This is a genomic window from Bradyrhizobium sp. USDA 3650, from assembly GCF_054057395.1.
This window is the reverse complement of record NZ_JBSRZG010000001.1, coordinates 3592024-3612378: the sequence shown is the minus strand read 5'-3', so window position 1 is coordinate 3612378 and position 20355 is coordinate 3592024. Positions and strand designations below refer to the sequence as shown.

The 20355-nt window shown below is 64.2% G+C and carries 24 protein-coding genes and 2 pseudogenes; 8 read left to right on the top strand and 18 right to left on the bottom strand.

Annotation, left to right across the window (positions count from 1 at the left end):
* Nucleotides 1–13: 13 nt before the first annotated feature.
* Nucleotides 14–448 (top strand): DUF6157 family protein, encoded by a 435-nt coding sequence (locus ACVIN2_RS16785; protein ID WP_456766379.1) that lies wholly within the window; start codon nucleotides 14–16, stop codon nucleotides 446–448.
* Here ACVIN2_RS16785 and ACVIN2_RS16780 read toward each other — a convergent pair whose 3' ends face one another.
* The 4 genes from ACVIN2_RS16780 to ACVIN2_RS16765 all read right to left on the bottom strand — a co-directional run bounded on the left by ACVIN2_RS16780 (nucleotide 449) and on the right by ACVIN2_RS16765 (nucleotide 4274).
* Entirely contained in the window at nucleotides 449–1234 is a 786-nt protein-coding gene (locus ACVIN2_RS16780; protein WP_456766378.1) for an enoyl-CoA hydratase/isomerase family protein, read from the bottom strand.
* Nucleotides 1235–1264: 30 nt separating this feature from the next.
* The gene (locus ACVIN2_RS16775) at nucleotides 1265–2374 is read right to left on the bottom strand and encodes a cyclic nucleotide-gated ion channel (protein WP_456766377.1); all 1110 of its coding nucleotides are present in this window, start codon (nucleotides 2372–2374) and stop codon (nucleotides 1265–1267) included.
* A gap of 112 nt (nucleotides 2375–2486) precedes the next feature.
* A complete protein-coding gene (locus ACVIN2_RS16770) occupies nucleotides 2487–2705 on the bottom strand; it encodes a hypothetical protein (protein WP_456766376.1) in 219 nt (72 codons plus the stop codon).
* A 123-nt stretch (nucleotides 2706–2828) separates the two neighbouring features.
* Nucleotides 2829–4274: a TAXI family TRAP transporter solute-binding subunit gene (locus tag ACVIN2_RS16765; protein WP_456766375.1), complete on the bottom strand. Its 1446-nt coding sequence runs from the start codon at nucleotides 4272–4274 to the stop codon at nucleotides 2829–2831.
* 401 nt (nucleotides 4275–4675) lie between these two features.
* Here ACVIN2_RS16765 and ACVIN2_RS16760 point away from each other — a divergent pair, with 401 nt between their 5' ends.
* Nucleotides 4676–5023: a DUF3307 domain-containing protein gene (locus tag ACVIN2_RS16760; RefSeq protein WP_456769740.1), complete on the top strand. Its 348-nt coding sequence runs from the start codon at nucleotides 4676–4678 to the stop codon at nucleotides 5021–5023.
* A 275-nt stretch (nucleotides 5024–5298) separates the two neighbouring features.
* Entirely contained in the window at nucleotides 5299–5697 is a 399-nt protein-coding gene (locus tag ACVIN2_RS16755; protein ID WP_007599645.1) for a hypothetical protein, read from the top strand.
* Here ACVIN2_RS16755 and ACVIN2_RS16750 read toward each other — a convergent pair.
* Nucleotides 5694–6017, bottom strand: a complete 324-nt coding sequence (locus tag ACVIN2_RS16750; protein ID WP_456766374.1) for a YkgJ family cysteine cluster protein — start codon at nucleotides 6015–6017, stop codon at nucleotides 5694–5696. The genes ACVIN2_RS16755 and ACVIN2_RS16750 overlap by 4 nt on opposite strands.
* Nucleotides 6018–6037: 20 nt before the next feature.
* Nucleotides 6038–6737 (bottom strand): annotated as a pseudogene (locus ACVIN2_RS16745) (helix-turn-helix transcriptional regulator).
* A gap of 112 nt (nucleotides 6738–6849) precedes the next feature.
* On the opposite strand from ACVIN2_RS16745, the gene ACVIN2_RS16740 reads away from it, so the two are divergent.
* Both ACVIN2_RS16740 and ACVIN2_RS16735 read left to right on the top strand, forming a co-directional pair.
* Nucleotides 6850–7152 carry a hypothetical protein gene (locus tag ACVIN2_RS16740; RefSeq protein ID WP_456766373.1) on the top strand — a complete coding sequence of 101 codons (303 nt, stop codon included), beginning with the start codon at nucleotides 6850–6852 and terminating at the stop codon, nucleotides 7150–7152.
* 38 nt (nucleotides 7153–7190) lie between these two features.
* Nucleotides 7191–7919, top strand: coding sequence for a glutathione S-transferase family protein (locus ACVIN2_RS16735; RefSeq protein ID WP_456766372.1), 729 nt, complete (start codon nucleotides 7191–7193; stop codon nucleotides 7917–7919).
* 264 nt (nucleotides 7920–8183) lie between these two features.
* On the opposite strand, the gene ACVIN2_RS16730 is transcribed toward ACVIN2_RS16735, so the two are convergent.
* The 11 genes from ACVIN2_RS16730 to ACVIN2_RS16680 all read right to left on the bottom strand — a co-directional run bounded on the left by ACVIN2_RS16730 (nucleotide 8184) and on the right by ACVIN2_RS16680 (nucleotide 17725).
* Nucleotides 8184–9335, bottom strand: a complete 1152-nt coding sequence (locus tag ACVIN2_RS16730) for an ABC transporter substrate-binding protein (RefSeq protein WP_456766371.1) — start codon at nucleotides 9333–9335, stop codon at nucleotides 8184–8186.
* 78 nt (nucleotides 9336–9413) lie between these two features.
* Nucleotides 9414–9845 (bottom strand): acyl-CoA thioesterase, encoded by a 432-nt coding sequence (locus ACVIN2_RS16725; RefSeq protein WP_018458463.1) that lies wholly within the window; start codon nucleotides 9843–9845, stop codon nucleotides 9414–9416.
* Nucleotides 9846–9855: 10 nt separating this feature from the next.
* Nucleotides 9856–10617, bottom strand: coding sequence for an SDR family NAD(P)-dependent oxidoreductase (locus ACVIN2_RS16720; protein WP_456766370.1), 762 nt, complete (start codon nucleotides 10615–10617; stop codon nucleotides 9856–9858).
* A gap of 26 nt (nucleotides 10618–10643) precedes the next feature.
* Nucleotides 10644–12530: a feruloyl-CoA synthase gene (locus tag ACVIN2_RS16715; RefSeq protein WP_456766369.1), complete on the bottom strand. Its 1887-nt coding sequence runs from the start codon at nucleotides 12528–12530 to the stop codon at nucleotides 10644–10646.
* Nucleotides 12527–13336, bottom strand: coding sequence for a crotonase/enoyl-CoA hydratase family protein (locus ACVIN2_RS16710; protein ID WP_007605285.1), 810 nt, complete (start codon nucleotides 13334–13336; stop codon nucleotides 12527–12529). Before ACVIN2_RS16710 ends, ACVIN2_RS16715 begins: the two co-directional genes overlap by 4 nt.
* 181 nt (nucleotides 13337–13517) lie before the next feature.
* Nucleotides 13518–13817, bottom strand: a complete 300-nt coding sequence (locus ACVIN2_RS16705; RefSeq protein ID WP_007605286.1) for an addiction module antidote protein — start codon at nucleotides 13815–13817, stop codon at nucleotides 13518–13520.
* A gap of 3 nt (nucleotides 13818–13820) precedes the next feature.
* A complete protein-coding gene (locus ACVIN2_RS16700; RefSeq protein ID WP_456766368.1) occupies nucleotides 13821–14117 on the bottom strand; it encodes a type II toxin-antitoxin system RelE/ParE family toxin in 297 nt (98 codons plus the stop codon).
* Between the two features lie 67 nt (nucleotides 14118–14184).
* Nucleotides 14185–14646 carry a DUF3237 domain-containing protein gene (locus tag ACVIN2_RS16695; RefSeq protein ID WP_456766367.1) on the bottom strand — a complete coding sequence of 154 codons (462 nt, stop codon included), beginning with the start codon at nucleotides 14644–14646 and terminating at the stop codon, nucleotides 14185–14187.
* A 12-nt stretch (nucleotides 14647–14658) separates the two neighbouring features.
* Nucleotides 14659–15978 carry a TRAP transporter large permease gene (locus ACVIN2_RS16690; RefSeq protein ID WP_027515392.1) on the bottom strand — a complete coding sequence of 440 codons (1320 nt, stop codon included), beginning with the start codon at nucleotides 15976–15978 and terminating at the stop codon, nucleotides 14659–14661.
* A 2-nt stretch (nucleotides 15979–15980) separates the two neighbouring features.
* Nucleotides 15981–16490 carry a TRAP transporter small permease gene (locus ACVIN2_RS16685; protein ID WP_007599673.1) on the bottom strand — a complete coding sequence of 170 codons (510 nt, stop codon included), beginning with the start codon at nucleotides 16488–16490 and terminating at the stop codon, nucleotides 15981–15983.
* A 218-nt stretch (nucleotides 16491–16708) separates the two neighbouring features.
* Nucleotides 16709–17725 (bottom strand): TRAP transporter substrate-binding protein, encoded by a 1017-nt coding sequence (locus tag ACVIN2_RS16680; protein WP_456766366.1) that lies wholly within the window; start codon nucleotides 17723–17725, stop codon nucleotides 16709–16711.
* A 162-nt stretch (nucleotides 17726–17887) separates the two neighbouring features.
* Here ACVIN2_RS16680 and ACVIN2_RS16675 point away from each other — a divergent pair.
* Both ACVIN2_RS16675 and ACVIN2_RS16670 read left to right on the top strand, forming a co-directional pair.
* A pseudogene (locus tag ACVIN2_RS16675) lies at nucleotides 17888–18079 on the top strand (FAD-dependent monooxygenase); the annotation flags it as partial.
* 194 nt (nucleotides 18080–18273) lie between these two features.
* On the top strand, nucleotides 18274–18693 hold the full coding sequence (locus ACVIN2_RS16670) for a PaaI family thioesterase (RefSeq protein ID WP_007599679.1): 420 nt from the start codon (nucleotides 18274–18276) through the stop codon (nucleotides 18691–18693).
* 5 nt (nucleotides 18694–18698) lie between these two features.
* Here ACVIN2_RS16670 and ACVIN2_RS16665 read toward each other — a convergent pair whose 3' ends face one another.
* Nucleotides 18699–19583 (bottom strand): LysR family transcriptional regulator, encoded by an 885-nt coding sequence (locus ACVIN2_RS16665; protein ID WP_456766365.1) that lies wholly within the window; start codon nucleotides 19581–19583, stop codon nucleotides 18699–18701.
* Nucleotides 19584–19703: 120 nt separating this feature from the next.
* Here ACVIN2_RS16665 and ACVIN2_RS16660 point away from each other — a divergent pair, with 120 nt between their 5' ends.
* Nucleotides 19704–20318, top strand: a complete 615-nt coding sequence (locus ACVIN2_RS16660) for a pyridoxamine 5'-phosphate oxidase family protein (RefSeq protein WP_456766364.1) — start codon at nucleotides 19704–19706, stop codon at nucleotides 20316–20318.
* The last annotated feature ends 37 nt before the right edge of the window (nucleotides 20319–20355 follow it).

Sequence of the window (20355 nt, the reverse complement as noted above, 5' to 3'; positions counted from 1 at the left end):
TCCAAGATTGAAGATGACGAAGCCGATGCACACGACCAACTGCTTCAACACCTTCATCCGGGTTGCTGAAGATTGTCCTGCGCGCACTGGCGAAGAGCCGCCGCTGCGCGCGGGAAAGCCGACGGTGGCGTGCCTGCAATATGGGATGATTGCCAAGGCGCCTTACAAATACACGTCCGACGACGTGATCTTCGCGACGTCTGCGCCAGGACGCGAACTCGCCGTGAAGGCGACGGAAACGGAGAAGCAGGCGGCCCGTGAAGCGTTCTTCTCCCGAGGGCAGGCGTGCATGAGGGCGTCAAGCCTGGGCAAGCGCTTCGGCTGGGGCGTTCATGCCGATAGCAAGGGCCGGATCGCGATCTATCCCATCGAGAGCAAACGCTACCAGGCGCTTGCCCGCGATCCCAAGCTTACGCAGGTGAGGGCGATGCGGTCGAAGCGGGCGTGATCAGAATTTTGGCGGCCGCTTCTCCGCGAACGCCTTGATGCCTTCCTTGATCTCGTCGCCGCGCATGCTGTCGCGGTGGCGCTGGTCGGCGGCTTGCTGGTCGAGTTCGCCGCGGGCGAATTCGTTGATCGCGCGCTTCATGCCGCGCATCGCCTGCGGCGCGTTGCCGGCGAGGATCGCTGCGAGCTTGTCGACCTCCTCGTCCAGAAACTCGACCGCCACCATATTGGTGAGATAGCCGATCCGCAGCATCTCCGGCGCGCTGATCTTTTGCGCGGTCAGGAACAGTTTTTTTGCATTGTCGACGCCGAGCCGCGTCACGTAACGCTTGATGCCGCTGCTGTAGTAGTGCAGCCCGAGCCGGGCCGCGGGCATGAACATCTCGGCGGTGTCGACGCCGATGCGGAAATCGCAGGCGAGCGCGAGGTCGGTCGAGCCGCCATAGACGCCGCCGTTGAGCCGGCAGATCGTGGGGACGCCGAGATCCTCCAGCCGGTTGACGACCACCTCAAAGGCGGAGCCCGCGCTCTGCTGCTCGTTCGCACTGACCGCGCGCTCGGCAACGGAATTGAGATCATAGCCCGCGGAGAAGGCGCGCCCGGTGCCGGTCAGCACCAGCACGCGGATAGCAGGATCAGCCTCGACCCGGTCGAACAGTTTGACCAGCTCGCCGAGATCCTCGGCCTGGAGCCGGTTGAGGTGTTTGGGACGATTGAGGCGGATGGTGGCGCGTGCGCCAACGAGTTCGAGCACCGGGCCGGTGGCTGCGTCGGTGATGTCCGACATTCTTGTCTCCATTTATTTGCTTGTCGCCATTTATTTATTTTCGAGCGTGCGCCGCTTCGCCTCTGCATCGATGGTCTCGGCGAGATCGGGATGCCGTGCCATCAGCACGCGGAAGTCGACGAGGTCGAGCACAAGAAGCCGCGACACCTTGGTGGTCGAGACATTGGCGCCGCGCAAATTGTTGCCGAGCAAGGCCATCTCGCCGAAGAAGGCGCCGTCGCCGAGCTGCACCTTCTTGCCGGGCAGGTCGACCTCGACCTCGCCGGCGGCGATGAAATACATGCAATCGCCCTGCGCACCCTTGCGGATGATCATGGTGCGCGCCGGCAGCTCCATGGTGCGCAGCATGTGGGTGACGTCGGCGATGGCGGCCGGTCCAAGCGCCGCGAAGAACGGCACCTTGCTGACGGATTCCCAGGTCTTGAGGAAATTGTCGCGCCGGGTCTCCGCGGCAAAGCCGGTCGCCAAAATACCGGTCCAGAGGCCGAACACACCGAGACCGGAGATCATCACCAGCGCCGCCACCATGCGGCCCAGCGGCGTCACCGGTACGACGTCGCCATAACCCGTCGTCGTCAGGGTTGCGACGGCCCACCACAGCGCGGCCGGCACGCTGCCGAACGTCTGCGGCTGCACGTCCCGCTCCAGGAAATATTCGGCGACCGAGGCCAGGAAGACCACCATCAGGAAGATCACGAGCACGCTGAGCAGCGGCCCCGATTCCAGCACCAGTACGCGGCGGAGCTGCCGCAGGCCGGGAATGCCCGGTACCACCTTCAGCACCCAGAGCACGCTGAGCAGCCACGCCGTCCTGGGCTCGATCCCGAGAAGCAGCGCGGCCGGCACGGCCAACGCACCGACCGCGTCGACCAGCCCGGCGGAGGAGGACATGTAGAGTGCAAGGCGCCCCTGCCGCGCCATATGGCGCAGCCGGACCACCCATTCGAACACGAAGTAGACGAGGCAGGCCCAAAGCAGGGCATCGACCCAGCGATGCGCCGCCTCATAGGCCGGGTTGACCGTCAGGAGCACCATGGCGAGCACGCCGACGGCGACGGCCACATAGGCCGCCCTGGTCATGTTGCGGCCGGCTGTGGCGGCCGCGAACTGGGCCAGAGCGGAGATCAGCGGCTTTGACATGCGGGACGGCGGCTCGGTTTTGTCTTTGCGGTCCCCGGCTGGAACCTCGGTGCCAAAGTGCCTGCCCCGGTCGAGGCCGTCAACGACGGGCGAGGCCGCGGGCCACGTGCCGTTACTTGAAATGCGGCGGTTCGTCGTAGCCGCGACGGCTGCTGAAGAACAGCAGCACCATCAAGCCGATGCCGACGAGAACGGAAAACCCGGCCCCCAGCGCCAGCGCCACATAGCCTTCCGTCGGAATCGGCTCGCCCTCGACCGCCACCGCGGAGTAAGCGAAATAGCCAACCGCGGCCAACATTCCCAGCAGGAAGATGATGAGGAGTGCACGCATGGCGCGGTCTCCGGTTGATCCGAGAACAAACGGTTGTGGACGGGGACGGTTCCCGCACTAAGGGTCCCCGGTCGTTCGCGGACGTGCCGGCAAGGCGTCGCCGCAGATCCTCAAATCGATAGGTCAGGCACTCTGAGCTGTCTTCACCACCACGACATTGCTCTCGTCGTGGTGGGGAGGGGCCGCATCCTGAGCGGCCTTCTCGCCCTCGCCCGCATGGCGCTTGAGATAGTCGCGGCGCATGCCGATCTCGTCGCGGACGAATTCGTAGCCGAGCTTGAAGGTGTCGAGCCCGTCGGTACTGATCGTGCCGTCTCGCAAGCCGATGACCGCGCCGCGCAAGATGCCTTCCAGCTCGTCCTGGAGACATTCGAGCTGGTCGAGCGAATGCGCGTGTTCGATCCGCTCGCCGATGTCGAGGATGGCGGTGGAAAGCTCGCTGGCCTTCTCCGGCGCGATCCGGGTGATCTTGGCGTAGATCGCGGCGAAGATCGAGCCGATGACGCTGAGCGCGGCAGCGCCCAGATACATCAGGTCGCTGTACTTATCCATGAACGACTTGGTGTCGTCGTTGATGTAGTCTGCCGCCCCTTGATGCGCCATCACGAAGGCGTCCTTCTCCACGGAGGCGGGTTCGATTCTGCTGGCAAAGCCACTGTCGAGCCCGAGCGCGGACTTGTTCTCGTACACGGTGCGCGCGAGCTCCCCGGCCGCCGTCGGCGACATCCTGGATTGGGCGACCAGCAACCATTCGAGCCCGATCGTGTCGAGATCGTCGTCGGGAATTTCCGGTGATGCAGACAGCGTGCCCGCCGTCAGCGTCTCGCTGGAAATGCCGGGGATCTTGCGCGCCAGCGCTTTCGCCTCGTCGATCGCGTTCAGCGTGAAGCCGCCGCGCCGGGCGACCTGCTCATACGCCTTGTCCCGCACCGCCCTCGAGGCGTGGACGATGGCGACGACCGCGCCAAAGCCGCTTGCCGGCGCGAACAGCTTGTCGAGCGTTGCGCCCGGCGGCGCCATCTGGATTTTCGCCGCGTCCGCGCCGTCGGGAATGTCGAGGATGCCGCGGACGAAGGCGAGCGATGATTCGCTGTCGGCGAGCACGGCGACCTTCTTCTTCTTCAGCTCGGCGAGCGACTTGATCTTCTTGTTTCCGGGCCCGAGCAGCAGCACGAGATCGTGCTCGAGGATCGCGAGCGTGCGCGCCCGCAGCGGCACCTTGGCGTCGGTGCGCAGCACCGCGAGGTCGGCCTGCTTGCGATCGAACTGGGCGATCGCCTTGGCGTTGTCGGCGTTGTTGACGATCTTGATCCGGAAGCGCGAGGCGTTGTTCTTCAGGACGCTAGCGAGCTTGGCTGCGAACTGCGCCTCGTCGCTGTTGGCGGCGCCGACCGCAAAGGTCAGCGTCTCCGAATTGTGCACCAGCATGCGGCCGCCCCAGACGGTGGCAAGCGACAACAGCAGGGTCAGCACGACGTAGAGGAAGACCTGCTGCTGATTGGTCTTGATCACCTTGGGTCGCCGGGGCGGTGGCTCGATCGGCGATGAGGTCGGGCCCTCAGTACTCATGGCAGCACTCTGGCCTTATGCTTCCGGTGGCGGGCGGCTCGCGGATGCGATCGCTGCGGTCGCCCTGTAATTCGTAAACGTCTGAAAAAAGAACGATATTCTGTGCCGGCAATGATAGCGCGCAGGCCGCGGAATGCAAATTCCGAGCCGAAGGTAACCTTACTCAACCCGGCCGCGGCGATTGGTCATCCTATCACCAGTTAGCCACAGTTGGCGATTTTCCGGTTCCCCCCGGCTGCATTCCGCCGCGGGAGGTGTCATAAATCGCAAGTCCCGGCGATTTGACCGGTCCAGGAAGAGATTGCGCTGAACGCTCCAATTCTTCTTGTCACGTCAACGAGGGCGCCTTGTCGTTTCCACCCCTGTCATCGGCGGTCCCGGTCGAAGCCCTCATTGGTTGGATGTTGCTGCTGACGTTCAAGCACGTCATCGCCGATTTCGTTCTCCAGACCGCCTGGATGGCGCATGGCAAGGACCAGAAGCACGGCTGGGCCCTGCCGCTCCTGGTGCACTGCCTGGTTCACCTTGCGGTTGCGCTGCCGCTGATCCTGATCGTGGCGCCGAGATTCTGGTTTGTGGCGCTGATCGACTTCGTGATCCACATCACGATCGACCGCGCCAAGGGCCTCGTCTCGGCCAATTTCGGTGTCGATCTTGCGCATCCCTGGTTCTGGACCCTGATCGGCATCGACCAGGCCCTGCACCATCTGACCGGCTTCGGCCTCTCCATCTTCATGGCGGCGAACTGAGCGCTGGCGGCCGTCTGGAGTGGCTGTCGGCCTGCATGGTTCGAGACGGCGCTTCGCGCCTCCTCACCACGAGAGCTGAGAATCTTTCTGCAGAAGCAGACCTCATCCTGAGGGCCCGCCGAAGGCGGGCGTCTCGAAGGATTGCCGCAGAGAAAACCCTTTCCAGCCCATTGATTCGCGGCGAGGGCGCAAGGACCCCGGGTGACTACCGGGCAGCGTGGTTAACCTTTCATTAGAGAATTGCACTGCATCTTCCGAGACGAGGGAGAACTGCAATGTTTTCAAGCCGCGATACCTTTGAAGGCGATTCGTGCCCGGTCCGCGACGAACTCCTTGGCGAGATGTACCGCGCCAGCGAGAGTGGCCTGCCTAGGCTGGTTGAAAGTGTTTCCCCTGACGCGCGCGCCAGGCTGGCGCTGTTCTGCTATCGCCGCAGCCATCTGCATTCGCTGGCGGTCGCGATCGCAGGCAGCTGCAACGAGCGCGACCTGATCGAGAATGGCGGCCGTGTCGGTTCGACGCTCTACGCGCTCGCGCGCGAAGGCGCGGCGAAATCCTCGCCGTCGCTGTCCGGTGGGCGCAAACCGATCACGCTGTCGACCAAGCCGCTCTCGGTGCTCGCGCCGCTGGACGACGAGATCGACGACGAGATCAGCGAAGCCGTCCCGGCCTAAACGCTCGCGATAACTAGCAGCCCGAATTTCCGTCGCGCCATTGCGCATTCGGCGTCGCCCGGCATGCACGTGCGGCACACCTCCGGCCGCACTGCGTAGATGCCGCACGCGGTCGCTTGTCCGATCTCTCCCTGCAACGCCGAACAGCGATCGCCTTCGCAGCGCATGCCGGATTGACGGTCGTTGACGAGCGCTTCGGGAATCGCGGCGAGCTCCTCGTCGCTCTCGATCGAGAAGCGCGGCCAGTTCGCTGAATAGCCGCAGCAGGCGCCGCAACTCTGGCAGCAGCTCGACAGGTCGATGGGGGCGTTCTCGTCCATCGTCACGTGTCCTTCATCCTTCACGTATCCTTGGGCGGGCCCCAGACCAGGCTCTGCCGCCATTTCGCGCGCAGCACGTCGCGCCTTTCCGGATATCTCTCGTCGGGATAGCTCGCGTCGACCACGCGGTCGGTGCGGAAGCTGCGGAAGTCGCCGCGCAGCTCGCACCAGGCCGCGAGCAGGCGCACGGCTTCGAGATAGCCGATCGAAATCGGCCAGATCATGCGCTCGCTGGCGCGGCCCTGCTCGTCGCGATAGCGCAGCATGATCTTCTTGCCTTCGTGGATCTGGGTGCGTGTGCGCGCCATGTCCAGGCGGTCCGGCTCCCTGTTCCAGCTCGGCCGGGCCCGGCTTGCCGGCTCCAGCACGAAGGGACGCAGGCGCTCAGGGACAGTGTCGGCGATCTTTGCCATCAGATCTTCAGCCGCACGCGCCAGCGCGGGATCGGCATGGCCGGCGACCCATTGCGCGCCCAGCACCGCCGCCTCGATCTCGTCGGGTGTCAGCATCAAAGGCGGCAGGTCAAAACCCCTTTTCCAGGATGTAGCCCATGCCGGCTTCACCGCGGATCGGCACGCGCTGGCCGATCAGCGTGGCGATGTCGCGATAGATCGTGCGCTTCGAGGTCTCGAGCTCGGCCGCGATGGCGTCCGCCGTCAACGGCTTACGCGTGCGCCTCAGCACCTGGATGATTTGAAACAGCCGGTCGGCGCGTCTCATGACGGGTCTCTTGTCGGTGGTTTTTCAGAAGGTGGCGCGCGGCTGCTGACAGGATGTTGGCAGCAGGGGAGTTCTATACCGGGTCAACACGTCGACTGAAGAGGATTTGTCCATGATCATTCCAACTCATTTCGGCCCGGCCGCTGCGCTGTGGCGGACCCAGCCTTTACAGGTCCAGCTACGAGTCCCTGCTTTGCAGGTCCGAGCTTGGTGCGCATGGGCGTTCGGCCGCCTCGTATCCCTTGATCTCATGGTTCTCGACCTCCGCCTTGCGCTCGCGACAATGGTGGCTCGCTTCCTGGTCCAGGCCGCGGACGCGCTGGTCCGTCATGTCATGGCCCGCGCCTGGCGGGGGGCCCGTCTCGCAGAAGATATCACGGCTGCTGCCACCATGGTGGCAGCAGCCCGCGGTTAAGTTCCCTCAACTCTTTCGGTGGTTTCAGGAGAGCCTTCATGATCACGCTTTACGGCTTTGGCACCGGCTTCGGCCTGCCGGAAATCAGCCCCTTCGTCACCAAGACGGAGGTGCAGCTCAAGATGGCGGGATTGCCCTACCGGAAGGAGCGGGCGATGCCGCCCGCCTCTCCCAAGGGGCAGCTGCCTTTCATCGACGATGGCGGCGAGGCGGTGGCCGATTCCACCTTCATCCGCGCCCATATCGAGCGCCGCTACGGCTTCGATTTCGACGCCGGTCTGTCGCTCGTCGAGCGCGCGCAGGCTTGGGCGTTCGAGCGCATGATCGAGCATCACGTTTATTTTGCGCTGGTCGGGGCGCGCTGGGTCGACCCCGTCAACTTCGCCAAGGGGCCTGCGCATTTCTTCGACGGCGCGCCGGAGCACAATCGAGAGAAGTTGCGCGAGGACGCGCAATTCCGTGTCGCCGAGAACTATTTGCTCTCCGGATTAGGCCGTCACGCGCCCGATGACGACGTCGATCTCGCCGTGCGCTCGCTGTTTGCGCTCTCGGTGCAGCTCGGCGACAAGTCCTATCTGATGGGCAACAAGCCCTGCGGCGTCGATGCCACCGCCTTCGGTGCACTCGCCGGGATCCTGACGCCGTTCTTCGAATCCGCCCTGCGCCGTCGCGCCGAAGGATTTCCGAACCTCACCGCTTATGTCGACCGGATGATGGACACTTACTATCCGGAGTTCGCCTGGACCCCGCTGCGGCAGGCGGCTTGACGAGAGCGCGACCGCAGACTCGGTGCACCTCTCCCGCTTGCGGGAGAGGTCGACACGCTCGCAGAGCGTGGCGGGTGAGGGCTATCTCCTCTGGGGGGCTTTGCCCGTAGACCTCAGACAATCCCAATGCGGAGGCACCCTCACCCCAACCCTCTCCCGCAAGCGGGAGAGGGGGCGACACCGGAGGTGCGGCTCGCTCATACAGCCAAAAGAAAAAGCCGGCCCATCGGGCCGGCTCTCGTCGTCTCAATCCTGGCGCCGCGTCTACTTCACCAGCGAGTACTTGCCGTTCTTCACCGTGAGCAGGATGCGCGAGCGCTCGTCGAGGCCGTAGCGGTCCTTCTCGGTGAAATTGTAGACGCCCTGGCTCGCCGCGAGCTCCTTCTCCGACAGCAGCGCCTGGCGGGTCGCCTCGCGGAATTCCGGCGTGCCGGGCTTCGCCGTCTTGAGTGCCGCCGGGATGATGCGCTTGAGAATCTCGAACGCATCGTAAGAGTGACCGGCGAATTGGCTGCGGCTGTTCGGGCCGTACTTGGCTTCATAGGCCGAGTTGAGCGCGAGGCCCGGCTTCTTGGTGGCGGCTTCGTCCGGCTGGTCCTCGGGATCCATGACGGGACCAGAGGCCATCAGCACGCCTTCCGCCGCTTTGCCGGCGATGCGGATGAAGTCCATGCTGGCGGCACCATGGGTCTGGTAGATCAGGCCCTGATAGCCACGCTCGCGCAGCTCGGTCTGCGGCAGCGCGGCCGCGGTGCCGGAAGCGCCGACCAGAATGGCGTCGGGATTCGCCGCCACGAGCTTCAGCACCTGTCCGGTCACCGACGTGTCGGGGCGAGCGAAGCGCTCTTCGTCGGCGATGGTTATGCCCATCGGCACGGCCTGCGCCTTCAAATCGTTGAACCAGAGGTCGCCATAGGAGTCGGAATAGCCGATATAGCCGACGGTCTTCACGCCCTTGGCCTTCATGTGGTCGTACAGCACCTTGCCTACGATTGGAATCGGCTGCGGCATCGCCACCGACCACTTCATGCGCTCCGGCGTGATCGGGAACGGCGCCAGGCCGAAATGCGGAATGCCGGCTTCGTTGGCGACGTTCGACACCGCGATGGTTGGCGGCGTCAGCGCCGAGCCCATGATGATGTCAGCCTTGGATTCGGTCACGAAGCGGCGGGCGTTGGTGGTCGCGGTGGTGGGATCGCCACCGTCGTCGAGCACGATCACCTTCAGCGGCACGCCGCCGATCTCCTTCGGCACGAACTCAAGCGCATTGCGCTCGGGAATGCCCAGCGCTGCGCCCGGGCCGGTCGTGGTGGTGGTGATGCCGATGGTGACCTCGGCGGTCTGAGCCAGCGTGGGCACGGCCGGCAGCGCAAGCGCGGCCGCGGTGACGGCGGCGGTCAGGTAAAAGCGTTTCATCTATTCCTCCCTTTATGTGTTTCTTTGAAAGCAGAAATCGGGGGGTAATTCAGCCCCCTCTTTTGGTGATGTGGCGATTTAGCTCCGGGCCTCGCTCCCCGTGAATTTGGCTACCATTTCCGCAGGAAACGGTGCCGATTTCAGTTTGTCGGGGTTAACGGGGTCGCGCCCGACCAGGACACGGGTCTCGAAACCCTCGATCGCCAGCGCCTCGCCCTTGAAGACGCTGTGCTTCACCTCGAAACTCGAGCGCTTGATGCTCTCGATCTTGGTTTCGATGGTGATCCAGTCGCCATAAGTCGAGGGGATGTAGAACTTGGCGCGGGTGTCGACCATGGGAATGCCCACCAGGCCGTATTTCTTGACCAGGTCCTGCTTGGAGAAGCCGGCGACTTCGAACAGGGTCGACGTCGAATCGTCGAACATCGCGAAATAGCGCGGGTAATAGACGATGTTGGCGGGGTCGCAGTCACCCCACTGGATCTGGACGTCGCGCCGGTTCACGAACATATGCTGCGCCCTATTTCGGCGCCATGCGCAGCGAGCCGTCGAGGCGCACCACCTCGCCGTTCAGGTACGAATTCTCGACCATGTGCAGGGCGAGCGCCGCGAACTCGTCGGCGTGGCCGAGCCGGCGCGGGAACGGGATCGCGGCGGCGAGCGAGTCCTGGGCTTCCTGCGGCAGGTTGGCGAGCAGCGGCGTGAGGAACAGGCCGGGCGCGATCGTCAGCACGCGGACGCCGAACTGCGCCAGCTCGCGCGCGATCGGCAGCGTCATGCCGACGATGCCGCCCTTGGAGGCCGAATAGGCCGATTGCCCGATCTGGCCGTCATAAGCGGCAACTGACGCCGTGTTGATGATGACGCCGCGCTCGCCGGTCGCCTGCGGCTCGAGCTTAGACATCTCGTTTGCGGCAAGGCGGAGCATGTTGAAGGTGCCGATCAGGTTGACCTTGATCACCTTATCGAAATCGGCGAGTGCCATCGGGCCGTCGCGGCCGACGACGCGCTTGGCAACGCCGATGCCGGCGCAATTGACCAGCACGCGCGCGGGTCCATGGGCCTTGGTCGCCTGCGCGATCGCAGCTTCCGCGGAGGCGGCATCGGAGACGTCGCAAGCCACAGCCACGCCCTTGATCTCGGCGGCGACAGTCTCGGCGAGCTTGGCATTGAGGTCGCACACCGCGACCCGGGCGCCCTGCGCCGCCAGCTTACGCGCGGTCGCCGCGCCCAGTCCCGACGCGCCGCCCGTGACGATGACAGCCTGATCCTTCAACAACATGGCGTTCTCCCTGGTGCGACGTTTTCTTAGCCGACCGATATCACACGGTCCGATGGATTGGCAGCGTAGAGCTCCTCGATCAGCAGGCTGCGATGCTCGAGCACCGCGCGCTGGTTGATCGAGCCCTTGTCGGTGACCTCGCCCTTGTCGATCGAGAGTGGCGTGTCCATGAGGATCGCGCGCGTGATCCGCGTCGAGGATCCCGTGGCCGCGCCGAGAAAGCGGGTCAGCCGTTCGCGAAATGCCTCGCGCACCAGCCGGTCGCGGGTCGCGACGACGAGATCGTCGGTCGGCAGCGTCGGGTTGATCAGCCGGCAGCCGTCGAGATCGAGCACGACGAGCGCGGAGACCTCGTCGCGGTTGATGCCGGCGATGACGACGTCGCGCACCAGCGGTGCGCAGGCCGCAACGAAGCGCGCGCGCAACGGGCCGACGCTGACCCAGGTGCCGCTGCCGAGCTTGAAATCCTCACCGATGCGGCCGTCGAAATCGAAGCCGGCGTTGAGATCATCGGGATCGACGGGCTTGAGGGCGTCGCCCAGCTTGTAGAAGCCTTCTTCGTCGAACGAATTCGCGGTGATGTCGGGCTGGCGCCAGTAGCCGGGCATCACGTTCGGCCCCTTGCAACGAACTTCCATCTTGCCGTTGTTCGGCACCAGCTTGGCGTCGTTGCCGGATACGGGAAGCCCGACATGGCCGGAGCGGCTGGTGCGCGGGTTGACCGACATGAAGAACGGCGCGGTCTCGGTTGCACCGAGGCCGGTCAGCATCGGCACGCGGTAACCTTTTTCCTTCACCGCGAGCTCGTCGAGGCTGTTCCAGACGAACGGCGACAGGGCCGCGCCCGAGAAGAACATCGCGTGCAGCCGGTCGAAGAATTTTGCGCGCAGGCCCTGGTCCTCGCGCAGATAGGGCAGCAGCGACTCGTAGCCCTTGGGGACGTTGAAATAGACCGTCGGCGATATCTCCTGGAGATTGCGCACGGTCTCCTCAATGCCTCCAGGCACCGGCTTGCCGGCATCGAGATACATCGAGCCGCCATTGTAGAGCGTCAGCCCGATATTGTGGTTGCCGCCAAAAGTGTGATTCCAGGGCAGCCAGTCGATGATGACGGGCGGCTCGTCCTTGAGGAAGGCGAGCGTCTCGCGCAGCATCACCTGGTTGGCGCAGATCATGCGCTGGGTGTTGATGACCGCCTTGGGGTTGCCGGTCGAGCCCGAGGTCAGCAGGAATTTCGCGATGGTGTCGGGGCCGATCTTGCCGTGGATCTCCTCCAGATCGGCGCGGATCGGGGTTGCCATGAGGTCGGCGAGCGAGGTGACGTCGCGGCCCGGCACGTGGCCGTAGGACGCGGCGATCTCGGTGCCGAGCGAGACGTTGGCCGCGAGCGCGTCGGCGAACTTGTCGGCGTCCTCGGCGAAGACGAGGCCGGGCGTCAGCAGCTTCATCAGGTAGGAGAGCTTGCCGTAATCTTTCGATACCAGCGAATAGGCCGGCGACACCGGGCAGAACGGAATGCCGGCATAGAACGCGCCGAACGCCAGCAATGCATGATCGATCGAATTGCCGGAGAGGATGACAACCGGCCGCTCGGCCGACAACCCGCGCGCAATGAGTCCTGAGGCGATGTGCCGGCTCGCGGCGAGCAGCTCGGCGTAGCTGATCTTGCGCCAGGAGCGGCCACCTTCGCGCTCGGCCATGAACACGCGATCGGGCGTCGCGCTCGCCCAGTGATGCAGGCGGTCGGTGATGCGGGCCGGATAATCGCCGAGCGGCTGTTTGGGCCGCAGGTAAATCGTGCCGTCGTCGCGCCGCTCGATATTCACGACGGGATCGCCGAACGAAATGGGCCGCAGCGGGGAAGTGCTCGCGCCGCGCTCCATGCTGGAAGAGGACGACGGCTGCGCGCTCATGATTTCGGCTTCACCTTTGCGGTCTTGTGTTCGAGGAACTCGCGGATCCTGCGCTTGGCTTCCTTGTCGCTCTGCGCCACCGTCGCCATCAGCGATTCCATCAACAGGCCGGTCTGGGGATTGGCCTCCGCGATCATCGGCAGCGCCTGGAGCACGGCGAAATTGGTCAGCGGCGCGTTGGAGGCGACCTTGGTCGCAAGCTCCATCGCCTTGCCGAGGCCGTTGCCGGCTTCCGTGACATATTGCGCAAAGCCGTAGGAGGTGCCTTCGGTCGCGGAATAGACGCGGCCGGTCAGCATCATGTCCATCATCCTGGCGACGCCGATCAGCCGCGGCAGGCGCACCGAACCACCGCCACCGACGAAGATGCCGCGTTGCCCCTCCGGCAGCGCGAAATAGGTCGAGGGTTCGGCGACGCGGATATGCGCCGCGCAGGCGAGCTCCAGGCCGCCGCCGATCACGGCGCCCCTCAGTGCCGCGATCACGGGCACGCGGCTGTACTGGATGCGATCGAACACCCGGTGCCACATCTGGGAATGGAGAAGGCCGCCGGTGGCATCATGGTCGGTCAGTTCGGAGAGATCGAGACCGCTGGAAAAATGGTCGCCGATGCCATGGATGACGACCGCGCCGATATCCTCGGGCAGGGACGCAAAACACTCGCCGATTTCCAGGATGATGCCGTCGTTGAGCGCATTGCGCTTGGCCGGCCGATTCAGGCCGACGGTCAAAACCCGGTCCGCCCGCTCGATCTTCAAAAGCCCGGAGGCGCCCGCGTCAGCGGTCTCGGCGTTTCCCTGTGTCATTTGCGTCCTTGTCAGAATAGTTATGTTGTATAACGAATACAGGGGGAGTCAATACGGCTGACAGCCGGGAAGCCGATGCATAGTCCGGAAAAGGGACGACAGTCCGGGTGCAGCGCCCGTACCCGAATGCCCGATGCGCAAGCTTGGGATAAATGTCGCGGACGCCGATGCTATCCGGCCGCTACGCCGCCTTGGTTCCGCTTTGGGGTTGCGCCACAAGATTGATACCCATGGCGTGGAGAACTTTAATCACAGTGCCGAATTCGGGTTTGGCCTCGCCGCCAAGCGAGCGATACAAGTTCTCACGGGATAGACCGGCCTTTTCGGCAATGGCGCCCATGCCCTGAGAGCGGGCTACGGCGCCGATTGCCATCGTTATTGCGGACGGATCGTCGGATTCAAAGGCTTCGGTGAGATAGGCCGCAATCATCTCGGGGCTGTCGAGGTACTCCGCAGCATCAAATGATTTCACTTTTGCCATTGCTCAGACCTCCAATTCGCTCGCGATCTTCTTTGCCAACGCTATGTCCCCTGGCTGAGAGCCTTTATCGCCACCGCAAAGAAGAATGATGATCTCCTCGCCTCGGGCAACGTAGTAGATCCGGTATCCGGCGCCCTCGTGAACTCTCATTTCGCTGATGCCGCCTCCGACCGGAGCAACGTCTCCGGGATTGCCGAGCGCCAGCCGATCGATCCGGGCGAGGATTTTTGCCTTCGCTCTCCGGTCTCGCAGGTTTCTAAGCCAGTCAGAGAATTCGTCGGTTCTCTTGATCGTCAGCATCTGTAGCGTATACGCTACAGGCCTCGTGATGTCAATGGACTAGCGGGCGTGGTGCGGCGCGACGCGTTCACATCACCTGATGCACGTCGATCACCACGCGATCCGCATGCCGCGCTGCTGAACCGACAAAAATGTGCTCCATCAGCCAGCGGTATATCTCATGCCCGGTCTCGAACTTCGGCACGGTGCGGAAATAGATCTGCTTCGGGTCGACCGGCTCGCCGCGCTTGAGCTTTTGCAACAGCTCGACCGGGCCGAAGCGCATGCCCTTGTTCTCGACATAGACAATTGCACCGTCGTCGGTCTCGAAGGCGTATTTGGCTTCGAGATCGATCAGCTCATTCGGGCGGATGGTCTGGAAGTCGGCACCGAACGGCAGCACCTTGCCGGTGATCGCGCCGGTCACCTCGCCGCCGATGATCGGGATGATGCGGCGAATGCCGATGCCGGTCTCGCCGGCGGTGACGACGTCGCCGATGCGTGCGGTGACGGTAAAGACGTATCTGGTTTCCAGTGCCGGCGTGGTCATCGCTTTACCTCATCAATGCGCCATCATCCGCGTCGGCAGCCATGTCGCCAGCAGCGGGAAGGCGATCAGGATCACCAGGCGCACGAGGTCTGTTGCAACGAACGGGATCACGCCCCTGAAGATCGTGGAGAAGGAGACGTCCTTCACCACGCTCTTGATGACGAAGACGTTCATGCCCACCGGCGGATGGATCAGACCGAGCTCGACCGTCATGACGATGATGACGCCGAACCAGATCGGGTCGAAACCGAGATGCATGATCACGGGGAAGATGATCGGCACGGTGAGGATGATCATCGCCATGGCGTCCATCAGGCAGCCGAGCACGAGATACATCACCATGATCAGCGCCAGCACGCCGTAGGGGCCGAGGCCGAGGCCTGTGAGGAATTCCGTCACCTTCTGCGGGGTCTGCGTCACCGTGAGGAAATAGCCGAAGATCAAGGCGCCGATCAGCACGGTGAACACGGCGGCCGCCGTGCGCGTCGCCTGGAGCAGCGAGGCCAGAATCTTCTCGCGGTCGAGCCGGCCGGTCGCCACGCCGATGATGAAGGCCCCGGCAGCGCCGACGCCGCCGGCTTCCGTCGGCGTGAAGCGCGGCAAATAGGGCAGGCCGTAGAGGCCGCCGATCACGAACACGAACAGCAGCACCGGCGCCCAGATGTCCTTCAGGCCGGCGAAGCGCTCGCGCCACGGCAGCACCTTGCCCTTGGGCAGAAAGTCCGGCCGGAAATAGCCGATCAGGAAGATCGTGATCATGTACATGGTCATCGCCAGGATGCCCGGGATGATGCCGGCGATGAACAGCTTGCCGATGTCCTGCTCGGTGATGATGCCGTAGACGGCGAGCACGGTGGAGGGCGGCAGCATCGCGCCCAGCGTGCCGCCGGCCGCGATCACGCCGGTGGCAAACGATTGCGGATAGCCGAAACGGCGCATCTCGGGGTAAGCGACCGCGGAGAAGGTCGCGGCGGTCGCGACCGAGGAGCCGCAGATCGCGGCAAAGCCGCCGCAGGCGCCGACGGTGGCGATGCCGAGCCCGCCGCGCAAATGGCCGACAAAGCCGTTGGCGGCGCGGAACAGCTCGCGGCTCATGCCGGAATTGCTGACGAAGGAGCCCATCAGCAAGAACATCGGAATGACGCCGAAGGTGTAGTCGGTCACCGTGCGCATCGAGGTCTGGCCGACCAGCTTCAGCGCCGGCGTGGCGCCGACGAGATAGGAGAAGCCGGAAACGCCGACAAGGCCCATGGCCATGCCGACGGGCACGCGCAGTAGCATCAGGGCGAACAGGGAAACAAAGCCGATAACGGCGACGGCATCGGTGCTCATGATTACTCCGTCGCCTTCAGCTTGGGGTCGTGCATTTCTTCGGGATGGAAGATCAACCGGTAGGTGCGGATCGCGATCAGCAGCACGGCCGAGACGTCGCCGATCCATGCGATCGCGAAGAACGGCCAGGTCGGCATGTGCATGTCGAAGGTCTGGACGTTGTCGTTGTAGGTGCCGCGCACCTTGTCGAACAGCGTCCAGGTCTGCACCGTCACGACGAACAGCAGCACCAGCGTCGCGAACACGTCGATCCAGCGCTGGTAGCGCGGCCCGACATTGCCCCAGACCAAATCGACCGTGATGTGGGTGCCGCGATAGGAGGTCGCGGCGATGCCCCAGAAGATGAGGATGCCGAGCAGCATGCGGCCGATGTCGAAACTATCGGGGATCGCATAATTCAGCGTGTTGCGCAGCAGCACCGACAGGAAGATGTCGAGCGCGACGATGCCGACGAAAGCGGCTGCGATCCATTCGATCGAATCGATAACGCGATCCATCCAGCTGCGCTTCATGGGAGTGTCCTGCGCATTGTCATTCTCGTTGTCGACTCCGGCGGTGGTCCTTCGCCTCTCCCCGCGCGCGGGGAGAGGCCGCGTCGCATTGCAAGATGCGAGGCGGGTGAGGGGGGCTCTCCGCGAGTCCGTTTGTCACTATTTTTGCGGAACCGGCCCTCACCCCAACCCTCTCCCCGTAAGAACGGGGAGAGGGGGAAGAAGAGCCCGCCATCGCGTCACTCCGCCAGCGCGTTGTACTTCTTCAGCGAGGCCTTCAGCTCGCTAAGCGCCGCATCCGGATCCGCGCCCGCCTTCTTTGCGCCGTCGGACCAGGTCTTCACCAGCGGCTCGGCGGCTTTCTTCCAGGCGGCGGTCTGCTCGGGCGTCAACTTGTAGACCTCGTGACTGGACTCCGCCTTGACCTTGTCGATGCCGGCATCCTCGAACTTGCCCCAGTGCTCGCCGACCACGCCTGCCATTTCGACCGTGCAATTCTTGTCGATCGCGGCCTTCTGCTTGTCGGACATCGCATTGTACTTGTCCTTGTTCATGACGAACACGAAGGTCGTGGTGTAGAGCGGCGCCTCCATGTCGTACTTTGTCACCTTGTCGATGCCGAACAGCACGAGGGAGCCCCAGGGGAAGGTGACGCCGTCGGCGACGCCGCGCTCGATGATGTCGCGCACTTCGGGCGCGGAGGACTGCACATTGGTGCCGCCGAGCGAGGTGACGAAGTTCGCCATGGTGGCGTGGGCGGGACGGATCTTCAGGCCCTTCACGTCCTCCGGCATCACGATCTTCTTGGTCTTGGAGTGGAAGGAGGAGGGCGAGTGGACGAAGGCGAGGCAGTATTTGACGTCCTTCATCTCCTTCTCGGCGTATTTGCGGTACCAGGCGTCGAGCCCCATCGAGCCGCCCTTGGCATCCGAGATCAGGAACGGCAATTCGCCGGCGCCGATGATCGGGAAGCGCCCGGGCTGGTAGCCGGGGTTGACATAGGTGACGTCGGCGATGCCGTCGCGCGCCATGTCGTAATGGTCGAAGGCCTTGCCCATCTGCTGGGCCGGAAACACCTTGCCCTTGATGGTGCCGCCGGAATCCTTCTCGACCGCGGCAGCCCAGTCCTCCAGCGATTTCTGCAGCGGATGCGAGGCCGGCACCCAGTGCGAGATCTTCAAATCGAAGGTCTTGTCCTGCGCGAGCGCAGGGCTCACGCTTGCTGCCAGCAGCAACGCCAGACAGGCTTTCCTCATCACGTGTCTCTCCCTCTTTTGACGGCGGGCTTCGATGGCCCGGTCTCGTTAATTAACATGTTATCTAATTGGCCGGCGCGTTCAAGCCGGAACTGGCGCGGCGTGCCGCCGCGCACTCCCTTTTGCCCAACCGAAAGCCTACAGGATCGGGAGGAGCAAGTATTGCGGACAAAAGTCGCAATCATCGGGGCAGGGCCGGCTGGATTGTTGCTTGGGCAACTGCTGCACGGTTACGGCATCGACAATGTCATTCTGGAGCGGCAGAGCCCGGACCATGTGCTCGGCCGCATCCGTGCCGGGCTGCTGGAGGAGGGGACCGTCGCGCCGCTCGACCAGATCGGCGCCGGCGCGCGGCGAAGCGTGCCCACCAGCGTTGTCCTCGCGCGAGATGGTGGGCACGGCGCTGCGCACCTTTGCCCACCCTACGAGTGCTCGCGTCGGCGCCACCCCTTTCAAACGCCCGCGCAAATGTCGTTTAAAACTTTGTAGGTGATGCATCCGTCACGTCCGCCGCTTCTAATGGCGGCAGCCACCAGCGCGAGACAGACATGACCAGCACCGACATTCCGGCCGGCTTCGAGCCGCACTTCCGCAAAGCCCCGCTCACTGATCCCTGGGAGCCGCTTTACTCCAGGAAGACCGACAACGGCGTCACCGTGGGATTGCGGCTGGCAACACCGCACACCAACGCACGCGGGCTGATCCATGGCGGCCTGATCGCAGCGCTGGCCGATGCCGCCATGGGCTACAGCTGCGCGCAGGCGACGGGCTGGACCACCTCGTTGGTCACGATCTCGCTGTCGGTCGACTATGTCGGCGCCGGCGAGATCGGCCAATGGCTCGCGGTCGAGGGCGAGGCGATCAAGACCGGCAGCACGATCTGTTTCGCGCAGTGCCTCGCCAAGGCCGACGGCGCCGTGATCGCGCGCGCCAGCGGCACCTTTCGCGTCGTGCCGAAAAAGGGGTGAAGACGTCACCCGAATCTCCACTCCGCGGTCTCCACCACGAGATCGACGAAGGCGCGCACCTTGGCGGAGAGCAGGCGCGAGGTCGGGTAGACGATGTGGATCGGCAGCGCCGGCTGCTCGTAGTTCGCCAATACGATCTTGAGCCGCCCGCGCCGCAAGCCTTCGGCGGCCTGATAGGCCAGCACCCGGGTCACGCCGCCGCCGGCCTCGGCATATTGCAGGGCGGCGTCGGCGCTGTTGCTGGCGAAGCGTGGATTCGGCGCCACCTCGATGTCGCGGCCGTCCTGCACGAAGCGCCAGTTCGCGGATGGACCGAAGGCGATGGTCTCATGCGTAAGCAGTGCCTCCGGCGTCTTCGGCTCGCCATGGCGCTTCAGATAGCCCGGCGTCGCCACCACGATCCGCCGCATCTCGCCGACCTGGCGCGCGACGAGCGAGGAGTCGGCGAGATGGCCGATCCGCACCGCGACGTCGACGGCATCTTCCACGAGATTGACGAGGTTGTCCGACAGACGCAATTCGCAGGCGACCTCGGGATAGCGCTTGAGGTAGGCGGTCATGACAGGCCCGACATGGAGCCGGCCGAAGCCGACCGGCGCCGACACCACCAGCCGCCCGCTCGGCCGGTTGCGCTCCTCCCGTGCCGAGCCGTCGGCTTCCTCGACATCGGCGAGGATGCGACGCGCGCGCTCGAGATAGCGCGTGCCGACGTCGGTCAGGGTCACTTGGCGGGTGGTCCGCTGCAACAGCCGCGCGCCGAGATGCTCCTCCAGCGCCGCGATCAGCCGCGTCACCGCGGAGGGCGACAGCCGCAGCTTTCGTGCCGCCGGCGCGAAGCCGCGCAAATCGGCGACGGTGACGAAAACATGCATGGCTTCGAGGCGGTCCATGGCATTATTGCATATAACGCAATGATGAAGTGTCAAGCCGGCTGATTGTTTTAGCCGGCGGAAGGTCCACCTTACATGGCGAAGACGCAAGGACGCGCCGGGATTTCAGGAGATGGTCCGATGACGGCAATTCACGCCTACGCCAGCGACGTGGCATTCACGCCGGCGGTGAAGTCGATCCAGACTCGAAAGGGATCACGCGAAGGCTATGCCCATGCCGAGCAGCGCGGCTGGCGCACCGAGGTTGATGAGAACCTCGCGGCGTTCCTGGCCGACGCCAACAGCTTTTATCTTGCGACCGCCTCGGCCGACGGCCAGCCCTACATCCAGCATCGCGGCGGCCCGAAGGGCTTCTTGAAGGTGCTGGACAAGCAGACGCTGGCTTTCACTGACTACGCCGGCAATCGGCAATACATCACGCAGGGAAACCTGTCCGAAAATCCCAAGGCCTACATCTTCGTGATGGACTACGCCCATCGCCGCCGGGTGAAGATCTGGGGCGAAGCACGGGTGGTCGAGGACGACGAGGCGCTGACGACATCGCTGATGCCGAAAGGCTATCGCGCCCGGCCGGAGCAGGTGATCCTGTTCAAGATCGAAGCGTGGGACACGAACTGCCCGCAGCACATCCCCCAGAAGTTCGACGCGACCGATGTGGCAGCGGCGCTGGCGGCAAGGGATGCGAAAATAGCGGAGCTGGAAGCAGAGGTGGCGGCGCTGAAGGGGGCGAGTTGAGCTTACCTGCCAACGAAAGCTAGAGCGGCTTGCGCGG